The sequence below is a fragment of the Stenotrophomonas sp. 14P6.2.3 genome, from assembly GCF_057799055.1.
Genome location: NZ_JBYOLA010000005.1, coordinates 49,910 through 63,739 on the forward strand (window position 1 = coordinate 49,910; position 13,830 = coordinate 63,739).

Sequence of the window (13,830 nt, forward strand, 5' to 3'; positions counted from 1 at the left end):
GGCGATGGCCGGGAACGCCGGTGAGCCGCTAACATGGCCGCCCCGCGGGCGGTGGTCGCGCACTGTGCCGGATTCGTCGGAAGCGGGGCTTCTGGCCCTGAGTAACTTCCAACGAAATCAATCCCTTATCTCGCCCCCCGAGTGTAACAGAATAAACAGGCTGATGACTGCACAAGACCCTACCAAGCCGGCCGGCGACAAGCCTTCCGTGCGCATGATCACCGTTCCGGCCGACCGTGCCGGCCAGCGCCTGGACAATTTCCTGCTCGGCCAGCTCAAGGGTGCCCCGCGCAGCCTTGTCTACAAGCTGGTCCGCAGCGGCCAGGTACGCGTCAATGGCGGCCGCGCCAAGGCAGAGCGCAAGCTGGAGGCCGGCGACGAAGTGCGGATACCGCCCGTTCGTCTCACTGAAGAAGGAGACAAGGCGGGTCCGCCCGAGGCGTTCATGCGTCGGCTGGAGCAGGCCATCGTCTTCGAAGACGCCCGCCTGCTGGCGCTGAACAAGCCGACCGGCGTCGCCAGCCATGGCGGCAGCGGCATCAGCTTCGGCGCCATCGAGACCCTGCGCGCCCTGCGCCCCGGGCAGACCCTGGAGCTGGTCCACCGGCTGGACCGTGACACCTCGGGCCTGTTGATCGTTGCCAAGAAGCGTTCGGCGCTGAGCGAGCTGCAGGCGCTGCTGCGTGAAGACCACGGCTCCGGCATCCGCAAGCGCTACCTGACCCTGCTTGCCGGGCGCATGCCGGACGGTGTGATGACGGTCGATGCGCCGTTGCACGTAGGCCTGCGCCAGGGCGGCGAGCGCCATGTGCAGGTCAATGCGATCGGCAAGGAATCCATCAGCCATTTCCGGGTGCTGGAGCGCAAGGGTGGCCATTCCTACTGCGAAGTACGCATCGAAACCGGCCGCACTCACCAGATCCGTGTGCATGCCCAGCATCTGGGGCATCCGGTGGCCGGAGACGACAAATACGGCGATCCTGCAGTCAACAAGCGGCTTCGTGAGCAGATCGGGCTGAAGCGCCTGTTCCTGCATGCTGCGTCACTGGAGTTCGCGCTGGACGACGGCAAGAGCCCGTATGTGCTGAGTGCGCCGCTGGCGGATGAGCTGGTCGAGGCGCTGGACAGGCTGAAGTAGCCCCTGCGGGGCTGACCGGCCAACGGGCGCAGCCCCCTCGTGGCTGGCACTGTGACGGATTGCTGGGGAGCTCTGGGCGGGGTGGGCCTGCGGGGGACGCCGCAAGTACGTCCCTGTAGGCTTAGCCGCGCCATCCATGGCGCGGATACCCCCGCAAGCCCACCCCACCCAGCGCCAGACAGATCGCGCGCGTGCCAGCCACGGGACATCAAAAGAAAAGCAGACCCGGTCCGCGCGGCGGCCCGGGTAGAGTCGAGCCATGCTCGACTCACGCGCGCAGAGCGGGCTTCGCTTTTCATTCTTTCATTGCGCGGCTGGCACGCACGGAAAAATGACGGGGCGCGGGCGGGGTCGGTTCGCGGGGGTGTCCGCGGCATGGATGCCGCGGCCAAGCCCCCAGGGAAGGGTTTACGGCGTCCCCCGCGAATCGACCCCGCCCGTGACCTCTCGATACTGTGGAATGCGCCAGCCGCGAGGGGGCTCAGCCCGTTGGCCGGACACCCTTCACCACTTGAACAGCACCAGGCTGATCGCCAGCGTACCCATGCCCGCCACCAGCCCGTACACGGTCTCGTGCCCTTTGGCGTAGCGCTTCGCCGCCGGCAGCAGCTCGTCCAGCGCCAGGAACACCATCACCCCCGCGATCAGGCCGAACACCCAGCCGAATGTGGCGTGGGACAGGGAGCCGGACAGCAGTACATAGCCGATCGCTGCGCCGACCGGTTCGGCCAGGCCTGACAGCAGGCTGGCGGCGAACGCGTAGAACTTGTTCTGCGTGGCGAAGTACACCGGCACTGCAATGGCGATGCCCTCGGGAATGTTGTGGATGGCAATGGCGAAGGCCAGCGGCATGCCCACCGACGGGCTCTCCAGCGTCGCGAAGAACGTCGCCAGCCCCTCCGGAAAGTTGTGCGCGGTGATCGCCACCGAAGTCAGCAGGGCGACCCGCTTCAGGTATTCGCGGCTGTTCTCGCGGAACGCCGGGTCCTGCTTGTCCAGGCTGTCATGCGGGTTGGGAATGAAGTGGTCGATCAACACGATCACCACTACACCCAGCAGGAAGGCGAGGGTGCCGTAGGTGAAGCCGGTGCGCTCACCATAGGCCAGCGCGAACGAGGCGATGGATTTGTTGAGGATCTCCGACAGCGAGACATACACCATCGCGCCGCCGGCAAAGGCCAGGCCGAAGGCCAGCAGGCGCGGGTTGGGGCGGCGCGAGAACAGCACCAGCAGGCTGCCGATGGCGGTGGCAAGGCCCGCAGCGAGGGTGACCGCCAGGGCGATCCAGATGTTTTCGGGGGGAATCTGCAGCATGTTCCGACGCGTTCCTTGTCATCAAGCAATCGCCCCGGCACGGGCCGGGGCGGCAAAGGCGAGGCGGGCGTCGGCTGGCCTCGTCAGCGGCAGGCGATCAGCCGCCGCGGCGCAGGCTTTCTTCGATGGCGAAGCACTGGTCCGGCTTCGGCTGCGGCGGGTTGAAGCTGACCGGCACCTGGATCGTGGCCGGCACGGCCTCGCCATTGCGGGTGGCGGCCTTGAACTGCCAGCCCTGCACGGCGGTCTTGGCCAGATCGTCCAGCTGCGGGTTGCCCGCGCCGGTCAGCAGGGTGACCTCGCTGGGCTTGCCGTCGGTGCCGATCACCACCTTGAAGGTGCTGGTGCCGCCCACGCCGGTGCAGGCCAGTTCAAGCGGGTATTGCGGCGGCGGGGTCTTCACCGCCGCCACTTCGGTGGGGGCCGCAGCCGGCGCTGCCGGCGGCTCGGAGGTGCCGCAGCCGGCCAGGCTGGTCACGGCAAGCAGGGACAGGCTCAGCAATCGCACGTTCATTTCAGTTGCTCCGTCAGGGCCGAAGTCTTCGCTGCGCAGATGAAGTCGTTCTCGCTCAGGCCGCCCACGTCGTGGGTGGAGTAGCGGACGACGGCACGGTCGTAGTGGACGCCGAGGTCCGGGTGATGGTCCTCGCCGTGGGCGATCCAGGCCAGCGCGTTCACGAAGGCCATGGTGGCGTAGTAATCCTTGAAGCGGAACGTGCGCACCAGCGCCTGGCCGGCCTCGGCCAGCTCCCAGCCGGGAACCTGCGGCAACAGTTCGGCCAGGCGGGCCTCGCCCAGCTTGTGGTCGCTGCCTTTGCGCGGCACGCAATGGGCCTGCGCCAGCGGAATCAGGTCGGCCATGGGTTCCTCCACCTCGTGTTGACTGAACAATGCGCCGGCCGGTGTATAAAACGAATGAGCGGCTGACGCTTACTTGGCTAGAATAGCCTGATGATCCAGATCTCCGACACTGCCCAGACCCATTTCCGCAAGCTGATCGAACGCGAGGGCGTGCCCGGCATGGGCGTGCGCTTGAGTGCGGTCGAACCCGGAACCCCGCGTGCCGACGCCCGGCTGGAGTTCGCCGAGCCGACCGACCTGCTCGGCGACGAGTGGGCGGTGGACTGTGATGGCTTCACGCTCTATGTCGACGCCACCAGCGTTGGCTGGCTCGACGGCGCGGAGATCGACATCGTGCCCGGTACGGCCGGCACCCAGCAGCTGACGATCAAAGCGCCGCGGATCAAGGGCGAAGCGCCCGGTGATGCCGCCTCGCTGGTCGAGCGCGTGCATTGGGTGGTGGAAAACGAAGTCAATCCGCAGCTCGCCTCGCATGGCGGCAAGGTGGCCGTGCAGGAAGTCTCGGCCGAAGGCGTCGTGTTGTTGCGCTTCGGTGGTGGCTGCCAGGGCTGCGGCATGGCCGACGTCACCCTCAAGCAGGGCATCGAGAAGACCCTGATGGGCCGTGTGCCCGGAGTGACCGCCGTGCGTGACGCCACCGATCACGACAGCGGCCACGCCCCGTATATTCCGCGCGGCAACGCCGCCTGATCGCCAACGCGTGCCTCTGCCCAGAGCCGAGCAACTCATCGACCTGCTGCTGGCGCGCCAGCAGCGACCGCCCATCCTCGAGAAGAACACCGGCCTGCCGTACGGCTGGGCGATCTGGCTGCGGACGCTGACGCCGCTGCCACGTCCGTTGCACGCGCGCGAAGTGATCGCGGTGCTGCTGCCGCGACCGCTGCCAGGCCCCCCGGGGCAATTGCCGGCGCTGGGACCATGGGCGTCCCTGCGCCGCCTGTTCTGGCAGGACTGGGATCCGGCGCCTCGCGACCAGCGCTGGATGCGCTGGACCTCGGCGCTGCTCAGCGCGCTGCTGCATCTGTTGTTCTTCCTGCTGCTGCTGTGGGTAGCGGTGATCCGCACGTCTTCGCCGGACGAGCAGGGCAGCGAGGGTGAGCGCGTGCAGATTGAATTCGTCGGCCGTGCTGCGCAGGAAGGCGGTGGCGACCAGGCCGGAGCCGAGGCGGCTGCTGCTGCAGCAGCCGGTGCCGTAGCCGCAGGCCAGGACGCGGGGGGCGCAACTGCACCGCGCCCGCAACCGGCGTCGCCTGCGCCGTCTTCCGCTGCCGCTGCCACGGCACCGACTGCCAGCGTGCCGCCGCCGCCCGAGGTTGAGCCGGCGCCGGTGGCCGCACCACCGCCCTCACCGGTGCAGGCCACCGAAGTGGCGCAGGCCACCAGCGATTTCGTGGTGCCGCCGATGGCGCCGCCGCGAACCGAAGTCAGCATCGTTCCGCGAGACACCGTCCCGACCGTGCGCGAGCGCAGCGTGCAGCCGGTGCAGGCTGCGCCGACACCAACGCCAGTGCGCACGCCCGAGGTGGCAGTGCAGGCGCCGCGGGTGCGCGATGTACAGGTGCAGGAGCGCGAAATCAGCACGGTTGAAGCGCCGGTGGCGCCGCAGCCGATGCGCACCACCGACATCCAGGTGCGCGTGCCGCAGCGTGAGGTGCAGGTGCGCGAACGCGAAGTGCAGGCCATCGCCGATCCGCAGGTGCGCATGGCCGCCGTCGCAGGGCGCGAGCCCACGGTGCGTGCGCCTGCCGGGCGCGAGGTGCAGGTGCGCGAACGCGAGGTTGCAGCCGCCCCGCTACCGGCAGCGTCGACCTCGGCCGGCAGTGCGCCGACGTCTACCCCAGCGCCCGCAGGCAGCGCGGCCCAGAACAGTGCCAATGTGGCGCGTCCTGCGGCGACCAGCACCACCGCCGCGCAGGCGGGTGCGCGCCCGGCGCCGACCCCGGGCAACTGGGCGACACCTGCACGGGGTGACGACTGGGGTGCCTCCAGCCGCAATCGCGAAGGCGCCAATCAGGGCGCCGCGCAGGCCAGCGCCGGCAAGGGCGATGGTCTGTTCAATGCTGACGGCAGCGTGCGGGTGACCGGCCAGGACGGGGCCGGCAAGGCCGAGCGTGGCGCACCTGGTGGAGCCAACGACGGCTGGAGCAAGGAACGCATCGCCGAGTCCGGCAAATGGCTGAAGCGACCGCCGTACGACTACACGCCCACCTCGTTCGATAAGTACTGGGTGCCGCAGGAGTCGCTGCTTGCCGAATGGGTGCGAAAAGGCGTCAAGGCGATGGAGATTCCGTTGCCGGGCACCAGCACGAAGATTTCCTGCGTGATCTCGATCCTGCAGGCCGGTGGCGGCTGCGGCCTCACCGATCCGAACATGCAGGACCAGCCGGCGGTGGCGCGTCCGCCGCCGGATATCCCGTTCAAGAAAGAGCTGCAGGAAGATAACGGCAGCCGGTAGGGTGCCGCATCCACGCATGGCGTGGATCTATTGAGCATCCAGCTGCACCGGGTAGATCCACGCCATGCGTGGATGATCCATGCGCTTGCGCGTGCATGCCGACCAAGGTCGGCCTCTACCAGGTCACGCGCTCTGCGACAGGAATACCCAGAACGGGACGTCGCGGCCCACCCAGTCACGGCTGGCTTCATCAAGGATGTCCAGCAGCGTGTCGAACTCCTTGCCTGCACCGGCGCGCAGGGCATCGACATCGGCCAAGAACAGCGCGTACCCGTTGGCCGGTAGCCATTGCAGGTCGCGCAGGTTGTCGGCCAGTGCATCCCAGTTGCCGCCGAAGCCGGCAGGGAAATCAAGCTGGGCGGCCAGCCGTGCCAGCAGGGTGCGCTTGTCGCTCACGCCATCCAGGTCGATCCGGATCACCTTCAGGTCGGCATCGCGCATCGCTGCCGACAGCGCGCTGATATCCGAGGTGTCGATCGCGTAGACGCCGGCATTGTTGATGTCATGCAGGCCGAGGCCGAAATCATCGTGGCTCATGGACGTTCTCCGGAGGCCGGTACGGTGAAGCTGCGGAACGATTCGTAGTGGTCATCGGTGTAGTACCAGGCATCGGGCGGGTTGCCACCGGTGACGATGCGCCGCGCGCCGCGGTTGCCTGCGCCTGGCGTGTCGACGGTGTATTCGCGGTAGTAGCCGCGCGGACGCTGAGGCAGTTGCTGTTCGCGGTTGCCGAAGGTGCTGCCGTCCTGGCGATGCGGGAACGGGCCGCCGCGCTGGATCAGCGCGATGGTCTGGCGGGCTTCGGCCGGCAGGAAGGCGGGCAGGCCGCTTTCAGTGCCGTTGCTGCGCACCGCGGGTGCACTGGCGGCCGGCGTGCTCTGCAGGTCCGGCGCGAACTGCGGCGGCGGCGGCCGCTGCAGGAAATGATTGACGACCAGGCCGAGCAGCAGCAGGGCGATGGCGGTGATCAACAGCCGGGGGTTGCGCATGGGCAGTGGCGGGCGAGGGTGGTGCGCCCACTGTAGCGCCTGCGCGCTGCACCCTGCATGAGGGCACGCGCTGCGTCACTGCTGCGTAACAATTGCCGGCATGCTCACCTGCAGGACGCAATTTCCTTTACATCCCCCTTGGTAATCTTGCGGTCTGTCCCCATCATTCACCGCGCACCGCCCGACGATGCCGTCGGGTGCCCTCGCTATCAGGAGATGCATCATGGCCTACACCCTGCCCAAGCTGCCCTACGCCTACGACGCGCTGGAACCGCATATCGATGCGGCGACGATGGAAATCCATCACACCAAGCATCACCAGACCTACATCAACAACGTCAACGCTGCGCTGGAAGGCACCGAGTACGCCGACCTGCCGGTCGAAGAACTGGTGAAGAAGCTGAAGTCGTTGCCGGAGAACCTGCAGGGTCCGGTGCGCAACAACGGTGGCGGCCACGCCAACCACTCGCTGTTCTGGACCGTGATGGCCCCGAACGCTGGCGGTAATCCGGTCGGTGATGTGGCCAAGGCGATCGACAAGGACCTGGGCGGTTTCGACAAGTTCAAGGATGCCTTCACCAAGGCCGCGCTGACCCGTTTCGGCAGTGGCTGGGCGTGGCTGAGCGTGACCCCGGACAAGAAGGTCGTGGTCGAAAGCAGCGGCAACCAGGACAGCCCGTTGATGGAAGGCAACACCCCGATCCTCGGTCTGGACGTGTGGGAACACGCGTACTACCTGAAGTATCAGAACCGCCGTCCGGAATACATCGGCGCGTTCTTCAACGTCATCGACTGGAATGAAGTCGAGCGTCGTTACCAGGAAGCGATCGCCTGATCGTAGTGCCTGCGTGAACGCGAAAAGGCCGGGGGAGACCCCGGCCTTTTTGTTTGTCTGTGACCGCACCCGCCGGGCATGGCCCGGCGCTACCGGAAACGGGGGTAGCGCCGGGCCGTGCCCGGCGAGCGCAGCGGCGCGCTCATTCGGTGGTGGCGGGCACGTCCTGCAGCCGCAGCGTTGCCATCACGCCCAGGCGCAGGCCGGGCAGGTCACCATCGGCGGGCAGCAGGATCGCCTGTTGGCGGATGCCGCCGAAGTGCTTGACCTGGAACAGCACATCCAGCCCATGGCCACTGGCACCACCGCCGCTGGCCGTCGGTGCGCCAGGATTGCGCCGAGCCGGCTGGAAGCCGGGCGTGCTGCGCACCAGCTCGACGGTGCTGGCGGAGAAATCCCCGGCGATCAGGCTCGGCATGCCCTCGGCCGTGGCGCCGATCCAGGTCATCAGGTCGCTGGTCTGATGTTGCCGGGCATTGACCTCGTCGGGATCCGGGCGCAGGCGCGCGATGTAGACGTTGACGTCGTTGTCGCCCAGCCGCAGGCGCATCATGCCGGCGGCGCTGAAGGTGCCCGGCGGATGCAGCAGGGTGACCCCGTCCTCGCTGACCGGCAGCCGGCTGAGCATCGCGTTGCCGTGCCGGACCGGCTGGCTCGGCGGGTCAGCGGTGACGAAATCGCAGCTGTAGCGCAGCCGGCTGGCCAACCAGCAGGCCGGATTGCGCCCCTGCTGCTGCAGTACCTGCTGCACCGAAATCACATCCGGCTGCAGATCGGTCAGCAGCTGCAGCACCTGTTCGCGGCGCTGCTTCCATTGGCCTTCGTCACGGCTGGGCAGTTCCAGCGCGGCGACAGTCAATTGCCGCACCTCTGTGGCAAGGCCTGTGGCCGGCGGCGCCTGTGGCCGGGCCAGCGCAGGCACGGCCAGCATGAGGGCAAGGCAGCTGGGCAGAATGCGGGCAAAGGGCAGGGGGCGCATAACGATAAGTTTACGCTTTTGCCGTGCAGGTTCCGTGACTTCCGGCAGGGCTGCATGTGCCTGCCATGCTTTGGCGCGGCTGTCATGCAGCCCTGCAGCGTGCTTCGCACGCACAGGTTCCGGTACTCTTGCGCCTTTCGTTTTGCAGGAATGCCTTACAGGATGAGCCACGACGCAGTCGCCCCCATCGCCGGCCAGGGAAAGATGCCGCGCCAGATCCCGTACATCATCGGCAATGAGGCCTGCGAGCGGTTCAGTTTCTACGGGATGCGCAACATCCTGGTGCAGTTCCTGATCACCTCGCTGCTGCTGCAGGAACTCACTGCGGAAGGCCGTGCCGGTGAAGCCAAGGACATCATGCACAGCTTCATGATCGGCGTGTATTTCTTCCCGCTGCTCGGTGGCTGGCTGGCCGACAAGTTCTTCGGCAAGTACCACACCATCCTGTGGTTCAGCCTGGTCTACTGCATGGGCCACCTGTGCCTTGCGTTGTTCGAGGGCAGCCGTGAGGGCTTCTTCCTCGGCCTGGGCCTGATCGCGCTGGGTGCCGGTGGCATCAAGCCGCTGGTGGCCTCGTTCATGGGCGACCAGTTCGACCAGAGCAACAAGCACCTGGCCAAGATCGTCTTCGACGCGTTCTACTGGATCATCAACTTCGGCTCGTTGTTCGCCTCGCTGCTGATCCCGCTGGTGCTGAAGAACTGGGGCCCGCAGTGGGCGTTCGGCATTCCGGGCATCCTGATGTTCATTGCCACCTTCGTGTTCTGGCTGGGCCGCAAGCGCTATGTGCTGGTGCCGCTGCCGCCGAAGGATCCGCATTCGTTCGCCAATGTGGTGCGTACCGCGCTGACCGCGCGCGTCGCCGGCCAGGGCCGTCCGGGTCTGGTGATCGCCGTGGTCGGGCTGGTGCTGGCCGTGGCCTCGTTCGGTCTGGTCGGCTCGCTTGGCATCGTGATCTGCCTGTGCCTGGCGCTGGTGTCGATCCTGGCAGGCATCGGTGGTGGCACCTGGCTGCAGCTGGACCGCGCCCGTGGCCAGCACCCGGCCGAAGCCGTGGAAGGCGTGCGCTCGGTGCTGCGGGTGCTGGTGATCTTCGCGCTGACCACCCCGTTCTTCTCGCTGTTCGACCAGAAGGCCTCGACCTGGGTGCTGCAGGGCCAGCAGATGCAGATGCCGAGCTGGTTCACCGCCTCGCAGATGCAGGCGCTGAATCCGCTGCTGGTGATGATCCTGATTCCGTTCAACAACCTGGTGCTGTACCCGGCCCTGCGCCGTTTCGGCTTCGAGCCGACCGCGCTGCGCCGCATGACCGTTGGCATCGCCTTCAGCGGCCTGGCCTGGATCGTGGTGGGTGGCATCCAGGTGGTGATGGACGGTGGCAACGCGATGTCGATCTTCTGGCAGATGCTGCCGTACGCGCTGCTGACCTTCGGTGAAGTGCTGGTCTCGGCCACCGGCCTGGAGTTCGCCTACAGCCAGGCACCGCAGGCCATGAAGGGCGTGGTGATGAGCTTCTGGAACCTGACCACGACCATCGGCAACCTGTGGGTGCTGCTGTCCAATGCGGCCGTGCGCAATGACACGGTCACCCACAGGATCGCCAGTACGGGCCTGAGTGAGGCGGCATTCCTGATGTTCTTCTTCGCCGGTTTTGCTTTCGTCGCGGCGTTGGCCTTCGGTTGGTATGCGAAACGCTATCGTATGGTCGACAACTACCGCACCGCCTGAGCCTGACATGACCCCCGTCAATCTGCTGTTGATCGCCATCACCGCCATCCTGTCGTGGATGGCGTTCAACAACCGCAAGCTGGCTGACCGCCTGATCCTGTGGCCGCCGGCGGTGGATCGCCACCGCCAGTACGACCGCCTGATCACCTACGGCTTCATCCACGCCGACTGGTCGCACCTGATCTTCAACATGATCACCCTGTTCTTCTTCGGGGGATTCATCGAGAGCGTGATGGTGCAGCTGACCGGCAGCTACCTGGTCTATCCGGCGTTCTACGTCGGTGCGCTGCTGGTCTCGATCCTGCCCAGCTACCTGAAGAACCAGAAGAACCCGAACTACCTCAGCCTCGGTGCGTCGGGGGCGGTGTCGGCGGTGCTGTTCGCCTTCATCCTGATCAAGCCGTGGTCGATCATCCTGGTGTTCTTCATCCCGGCGCCGGCGATCGTCTATGCCGCGTTCTACGTCGGCTACAGCATCTGGATGGACAAGCGCGGTGGCGATCGCATCAACCACAGCGCGCACCTGGCCGGTGCGGCGTTCGGCGTGATCTTCATGCTGGCCATGCAGCCGAGCATCTTCAGTCACTTCCTGCGCGAGCTGTCCAACCCGACCTTCCGCCTCGGCGGCGGCTGAGGGTGGCTGGGGTCGGATCCACGGGATCCGACCCCCGGGGCTGCGGCCCCGCTCCGGGTCAGGCCCGGGTTTCCTGACCGTAGGTATCGAGCAGGCGGGAGAACACTTCCTCGCCGATGCTCTGGAACGCCTGGTCTTCGGTCTGTCCCTCCACGGCCAGTTGCAGCAGGCCCTCCAGCAGGGCGTGATCGGTATCGGAATGGGAATCGATGGGGTGCATCGCGGGCCTCCACGGCAGATCGCTTGGTCGACTGTCGCAAGGGGCATGCCAGCCTGGCGCACCCCTGCAGAGGGGTTAGCGGCCGGCCGGGCTGCAGCTTGAGGGCGATAACTGACGCAGCAGGCACAGACTTGTCCCTGTTCAGGCTTCACGCGATCATGGCGCCCGTCTGCGCACCATCCACGCAGTCGCCGCAGGAGACAGTCCCATGGCTTCGGTCACGCCCCCAGGTCTGGCTTACGAGGTCGAACACGATCAGGTCAACCACCGGTTCACCGCCCGCGTGCGCGGGCAGGTGGCACTGCTGGACTACCAGATCAAACGCAGGCGGATGGTCATCACCCATACCGAAGTGCCCGAGCCGATCGCCGGCCGTGGCATTGCCGGTGAGCTGACCCGGGTCGCACTGCGTTTCGCCCGGGAGCAGAAGTACAAGGTGGTGCCGGCATGTGCCTATGCGGAGGCCTTCCTGCAGCGGCACGAGGAGTATCACGATCTGCTTGTGGGCTGAATCCAGCGGGCCACGCTTCAGCCAGGGCAGGCGATGATGTATGAACATGAACAGGGGATCCCGATGAAGATTGGAAACAACCGGCCACTGCACGCCAGCGTGCTGGCCGGCGCTATGGGCGTGCTGTTGCTGGCCGGTTGCCAGCGCGAGAACGAGGCGGCACCGGCCACCGACGCCGCGCCTGCGGCCGAAGCCACTGGCACCGCCGAGACACCCGCAGCGGAAGCGCCGTTGGATCTGCGCGATGTGATCGAGAACAATGAACGTGAAGTGGTCGGCATCAGCTACCCGGCGGGCATCGATCGCTATCCGGGGCTGGCGCGCGCGCTGCAGGCCTATGCCACCTCCGCCCGCGGCGATCTGCAGCAGGCGCTGGACGGGCTGGGCAACGACAAGCCGACCATGCCCTATGAGCTGTCGCTGAGCTTCGAGAAGCTGCTGGAGACGCCGCAGCTGGTGGTGGTCAGTGCCGACGGCAGCCGCTACACCGGTGGCGCCCACGGCGAACCGCTGGTTGCGCGTTTCGTGTGGCTGCCGGCGCAGCAGCAGATGCTGAACGCTGACAAGCTGGTGACCGATGCCAAGGGCTGGAAAGCGATCAGCGATTTCGTCGCCGACCAGCTGCGTGAGCGCGTGGCCACCCGCCTCAGCGGCGAGGACATGGACCCGTCGCAGCTGCAGGAATCGCTGCGCAATGCCTCGCGGATGATCGCCGACGGCACCGGTCCGCAGGCCGATAATTTCAGCCAGTTCCAGCCGCTGACCGACGACAAGGGTCAGATCACCGCGCTGCGCTTCGTGTTCCCGCCCTACCAGGTGGGTCCATACTCGGATGGCACCCAGACCGCCGATGTACCGGCCTCGGTGGTGTTGCCGCACGTGGCCAAGGACTACGTGGAGCTGTTCGCGCGCGGGTAACCGCAGACGAGGAGGTGTCGTGGATACAGGGTTGCAGGAGCGGGTCACCGGCCTGCTCCACGAAGCCGGGGTCCAGATCGATGGAACCCGGCCGCAGGATATCCAGGTGCATGACCCGCGCTTCTTCGCGCGGGTCATGGCGCACGGCTCACTCGGCCTGGGCGAGAGCTACATGGACGGCTGGTGGGATGGCAACGTCCTCGATGAATTCCTGTTCCACCTGATGCAGGCGCACCTGGACGAGCGGGTGCACGGCTGGCGCGAGGTGGCCGACGCCCTGAAGGCGCGCCTGTTCAACCTGCAGGCCGGGCAGCGCAGCTATGAAGTCGGCCGCCGCCACTACGACCTGGGCAATGATCTGTACCAGGCCATGCTCGGCCAGCGCCTGGTCTACAGCTGTGGCTACTGGCGCAACGCCAACGATCTGGATGCGGCGCAGGAAGCCAAGCTCGATCTGGTGTGCCGCAAGCTCGGGCTGCGCCCCGGGCAACGCGTGCTGGATATCGGCTGCGGTTGGGGCGAGGCGCTGAAGTTCGCGGCCGAGCGCTACGGTGTCAGTGGTGTCGGCGTCACCATTTCGCAGGAGCAGGCCGACTACGCGCGTGAGCTGTGCGCTGGCCTGCCCATCGAGATCCGGCTGCAGGACTATCGTGAGCTAGACGAGCCGTTCGATGCGATCTTCTCGATCGGCATGTTCGAGCACGTCGGCGACAAGAACTACCGCAGTTTCTTCGACGTGGCGCGGCGTTGCCTGTCGCCGCGTGGCCTGCTGCTGTTGCACACCATTGGCAGCAACATCTCGCGCCATCGCACCGACCCGTGGATCGCGCGCTACATCTTCCCCAATTCGATGCTGCCGTCGGCGGCGCAGATCAGCCGCGCATTTGAAGGGCGTTTCGTGCTGGAGGATTGGCACAACTTCGGCACCGACTACGATCTGACGCTGCAGGCCTGGCGACGCAATGTGGAAGCGGCGTGGCCGACACTGGATGCGCGACGCTATGACGAGCGGTTCCGTCGCCTGTGGCGGTTCTACCTGGCTGGATCGATGGCGACGTTCCGCAGCCGGCATGCGCAGCTGTGGCAGCTTGTGCTGTCGCCGCAGGGCGTGCCGGGGGGATATGTGGCGCCGCGGTGATCTGGAAGAGCATCCACGCATGGCGTGGATCTACTGGGATCACGCAACCCTGCGGTAGATCCACGCCATGCGTGGATGACGCGTAAAAAAACCGCCCGGTCTCCCGGGCG

General features: G+C 66.6%; 16 protein-coding genes. 9 read left to right on the forward strand and 7 right to left on the reverse strand.

Annotated elements, in window-relative coordinates:
- Nucleotides 1–163 precede the first annotated feature (163 nt).
- Nucleotides 164–1,138, forward strand: coding sequence for an RluA family pseudouridine synthase (locus AC27VL_RS06190; protein ID WP_100553008.1), 975 nt, complete (start codon nt 164–166; stop codon nt 1,136–1,138).
- A gap of 504 nt (nt 1,139–1,642) precedes the next feature.
- Here the strand turns inward: AC27VL_RS06190 and zupT are convergent.
- The 3 genes from zupT to AC27VL_RS06205 all read right to left on the reverse strand — a co-directional run bounded on the left by zupT (nt 1,643) and on the right by AC27VL_RS06205 (nt 3,313).
- A complete protein-coding gene (gene zupT, locus AC27VL_RS06195; protein WP_025876721.1) occupies nt 1,643–2,452 on the reverse strand; it encodes a zinc transporter ZupT in 810 nt (269 codons plus the stop codon).
- A 97-nt stretch (nt 2,453–2,549) separates the two neighbouring features.
- Nucleotides 2,550–2,966: an energy transducer TonB gene (locus AC27VL_RS06200; protein WP_312705987.1), complete on the reverse strand. Its 417-nt coding sequence runs from the start codon at nt 2,964–2,966 to the stop codon at nt 2,550–2,552.
- On the reverse strand, nt 2,963–3,313 hold the full coding sequence (locus tag AC27VL_RS06205) for a 4a-hydroxytetrahydrobiopterin dehydratase (protein WP_089236179.1): 351 nt from the start codon (nt 3,311–3,313) through the stop codon (nt 2,963–2,965). Before AC27VL_RS06205 ends, AC27VL_RS06200 begins: the two co-directional genes overlap by 4 nt.
- A gap of 90 nt (nt 3,314–3,403) precedes the next feature.
- Here AC27VL_RS06205 and AC27VL_RS06210 point away from each other — a divergent pair, with 90 nt between their 5' ends.
- Nucleotides 3,404–4,003: an NfuA family Fe-S biogenesis protein gene (locus tag AC27VL_RS06210; RefSeq protein WP_089236178.1), complete on the forward strand. Its 600-nt coding sequence runs from the start codon at nt 3,404–3,406 to the stop codon at nt 4,001–4,003.
- A 10-nt stretch (nt 4,004–4,013) separates the two neighbouring features.
- Complete coding sequence (locus tag AC27VL_RS06215) at nt 4,014–5,768, forward strand: hypothetical protein (protein WP_488765843.1); 1,755 nt, start codon at nt 4,014–4,016, stop codon at nt 5,766–5,768.
- A gap of 123 nt (nt 5,769–5,891) precedes the next feature.
- Here AC27VL_RS06215 and AC27VL_RS06220 read toward each other — a convergent pair whose 3' ends face one another.
- A complete protein-coding gene (locus tag AC27VL_RS06220) occupies nt 5,892–6,305 on the reverse strand; it encodes a barstar family protein (RefSeq protein ID WP_099821159.1) in 414 nt (137 codons plus the stop codon).
- Nucleotides 6,302–6,757 carry a guanyl-specific ribonuclease gene (locus AC27VL_RS06225; RefSeq protein ID WP_488765844.1) on the reverse strand — a complete coding sequence of 152 codons (456 nt, stop codon included), beginning with the start codon at nt 6,755–6,757 and terminating at the stop codon, nt 6,302–6,304. The genes AC27VL_RS06220 and AC27VL_RS06225 overlap by 4 nt, the downstream gene beginning before the upstream one ends.
- A gap of 223 nt (nt 6,758–6,980) precedes the next feature.
- On the opposite strand from AC27VL_RS06225, the gene AC27VL_RS06230 reads away from it, so the two are divergent.
- Nucleotides 6,981–7,592, forward strand: coding sequence for a superoxide dismutase (locus tag AC27VL_RS06230; RefSeq protein ID WP_089236174.1), 612 nt, complete (start codon nt 6,981–6,983; stop codon nt 7,590–7,592).
- Between the two features lie 142 nt (nt 7,593–7,734).
- Here AC27VL_RS06230 and AC27VL_RS06235 read toward each other — a convergent pair whose 3' ends face one another.
- Nucleotides 7,735–8,571, reverse strand: a complete 837-nt coding sequence (locus AC27VL_RS06235) for an endonuclease/exonuclease/phosphatase family protein (RefSeq protein WP_100553004.1) — start codon at nt 8,569–8,571, stop codon at nt 7,735–7,737.
- 162 nt (nt 8,572–8,733) lie between these two features.
- Here AC27VL_RS06235 and AC27VL_RS06240 point away from each other — a divergent pair, with 162 nt between their 5' ends.
- Nucleotides 8,734–10,299, forward strand: a complete 1,566-nt coding sequence (locus tag AC27VL_RS06240; protein ID WP_191077864.1) for a POT-type proton-dependent oligopeptide transporter — start codon at nt 8,734–8,736, stop codon at nt 10,297–10,299.
- A gap of 7 nt (nt 10,300–10,306) precedes the next feature.
- Entirely contained in the window at nt 10,307–10,933 is a 627-nt protein-coding gene (locus AC27VL_RS06245) for a rhomboid family intramembrane serine protease (protein ID WP_025876742.1), read from the forward strand.
- Nucleotides 10,934–10,991: 58 nt separating this feature from the next.
- Here the strand turns inward: AC27VL_RS06245 and AC27VL_RS06250 are convergent, their stop codons facing one another.
- Nucleotides 10,992–11,153: a hypothetical protein gene (locus AC27VL_RS06250; protein WP_488765845.1), complete on the reverse strand. Its 162-nt coding sequence runs from the start codon at nt 11,151–11,153 to the stop codon at nt 10,992–10,994.
- 208 nt (nt 11,154–11,361) lie between these two features.
- Here AC27VL_RS06250 and AC27VL_RS06255 point away from each other — a divergent pair, with 208 nt between their 5' ends.
- The 3 genes from AC27VL_RS06255 to cfa are packed head-to-tail and all read left to right on the forward strand — an operon-like array spanning nt 11,362 to nt 13,720.
- A complete protein-coding gene (locus AC27VL_RS06255; protein ID WP_089236171.1) occupies nt 11,362–11,664 on the forward strand; it encodes a GNAT family N-acetyltransferase in 303 nt (100 codons plus the stop codon).
- A 36-nt stretch (nt 11,665–11,700) separates the two neighbouring features.
- Nucleotides 11,701–12,582 (forward strand): DUF3298 and DUF4163 domain-containing protein, encoded by an 882-nt coding sequence (locus AC27VL_RS06260; protein ID WP_488765846.1) that lies wholly within the window; start codon nt 11,701–11,703, stop codon nt 12,580–12,582.
- 19 nt (nt 12,583–12,601) lie between these two features.
- Nucleotides 12,602–13,720, forward strand: coding sequence for a cyclopropane fatty acyl phospholipid synthase (cfa, locus tag AC27VL_RS06265; RefSeq protein WP_488765847.1), 1,119 nt, complete (start codon nt 12,602–12,604; stop codon nt 13,718–13,720).
- Nucleotides 13,721–13,830 lie beyond the last annotated feature (110 nt).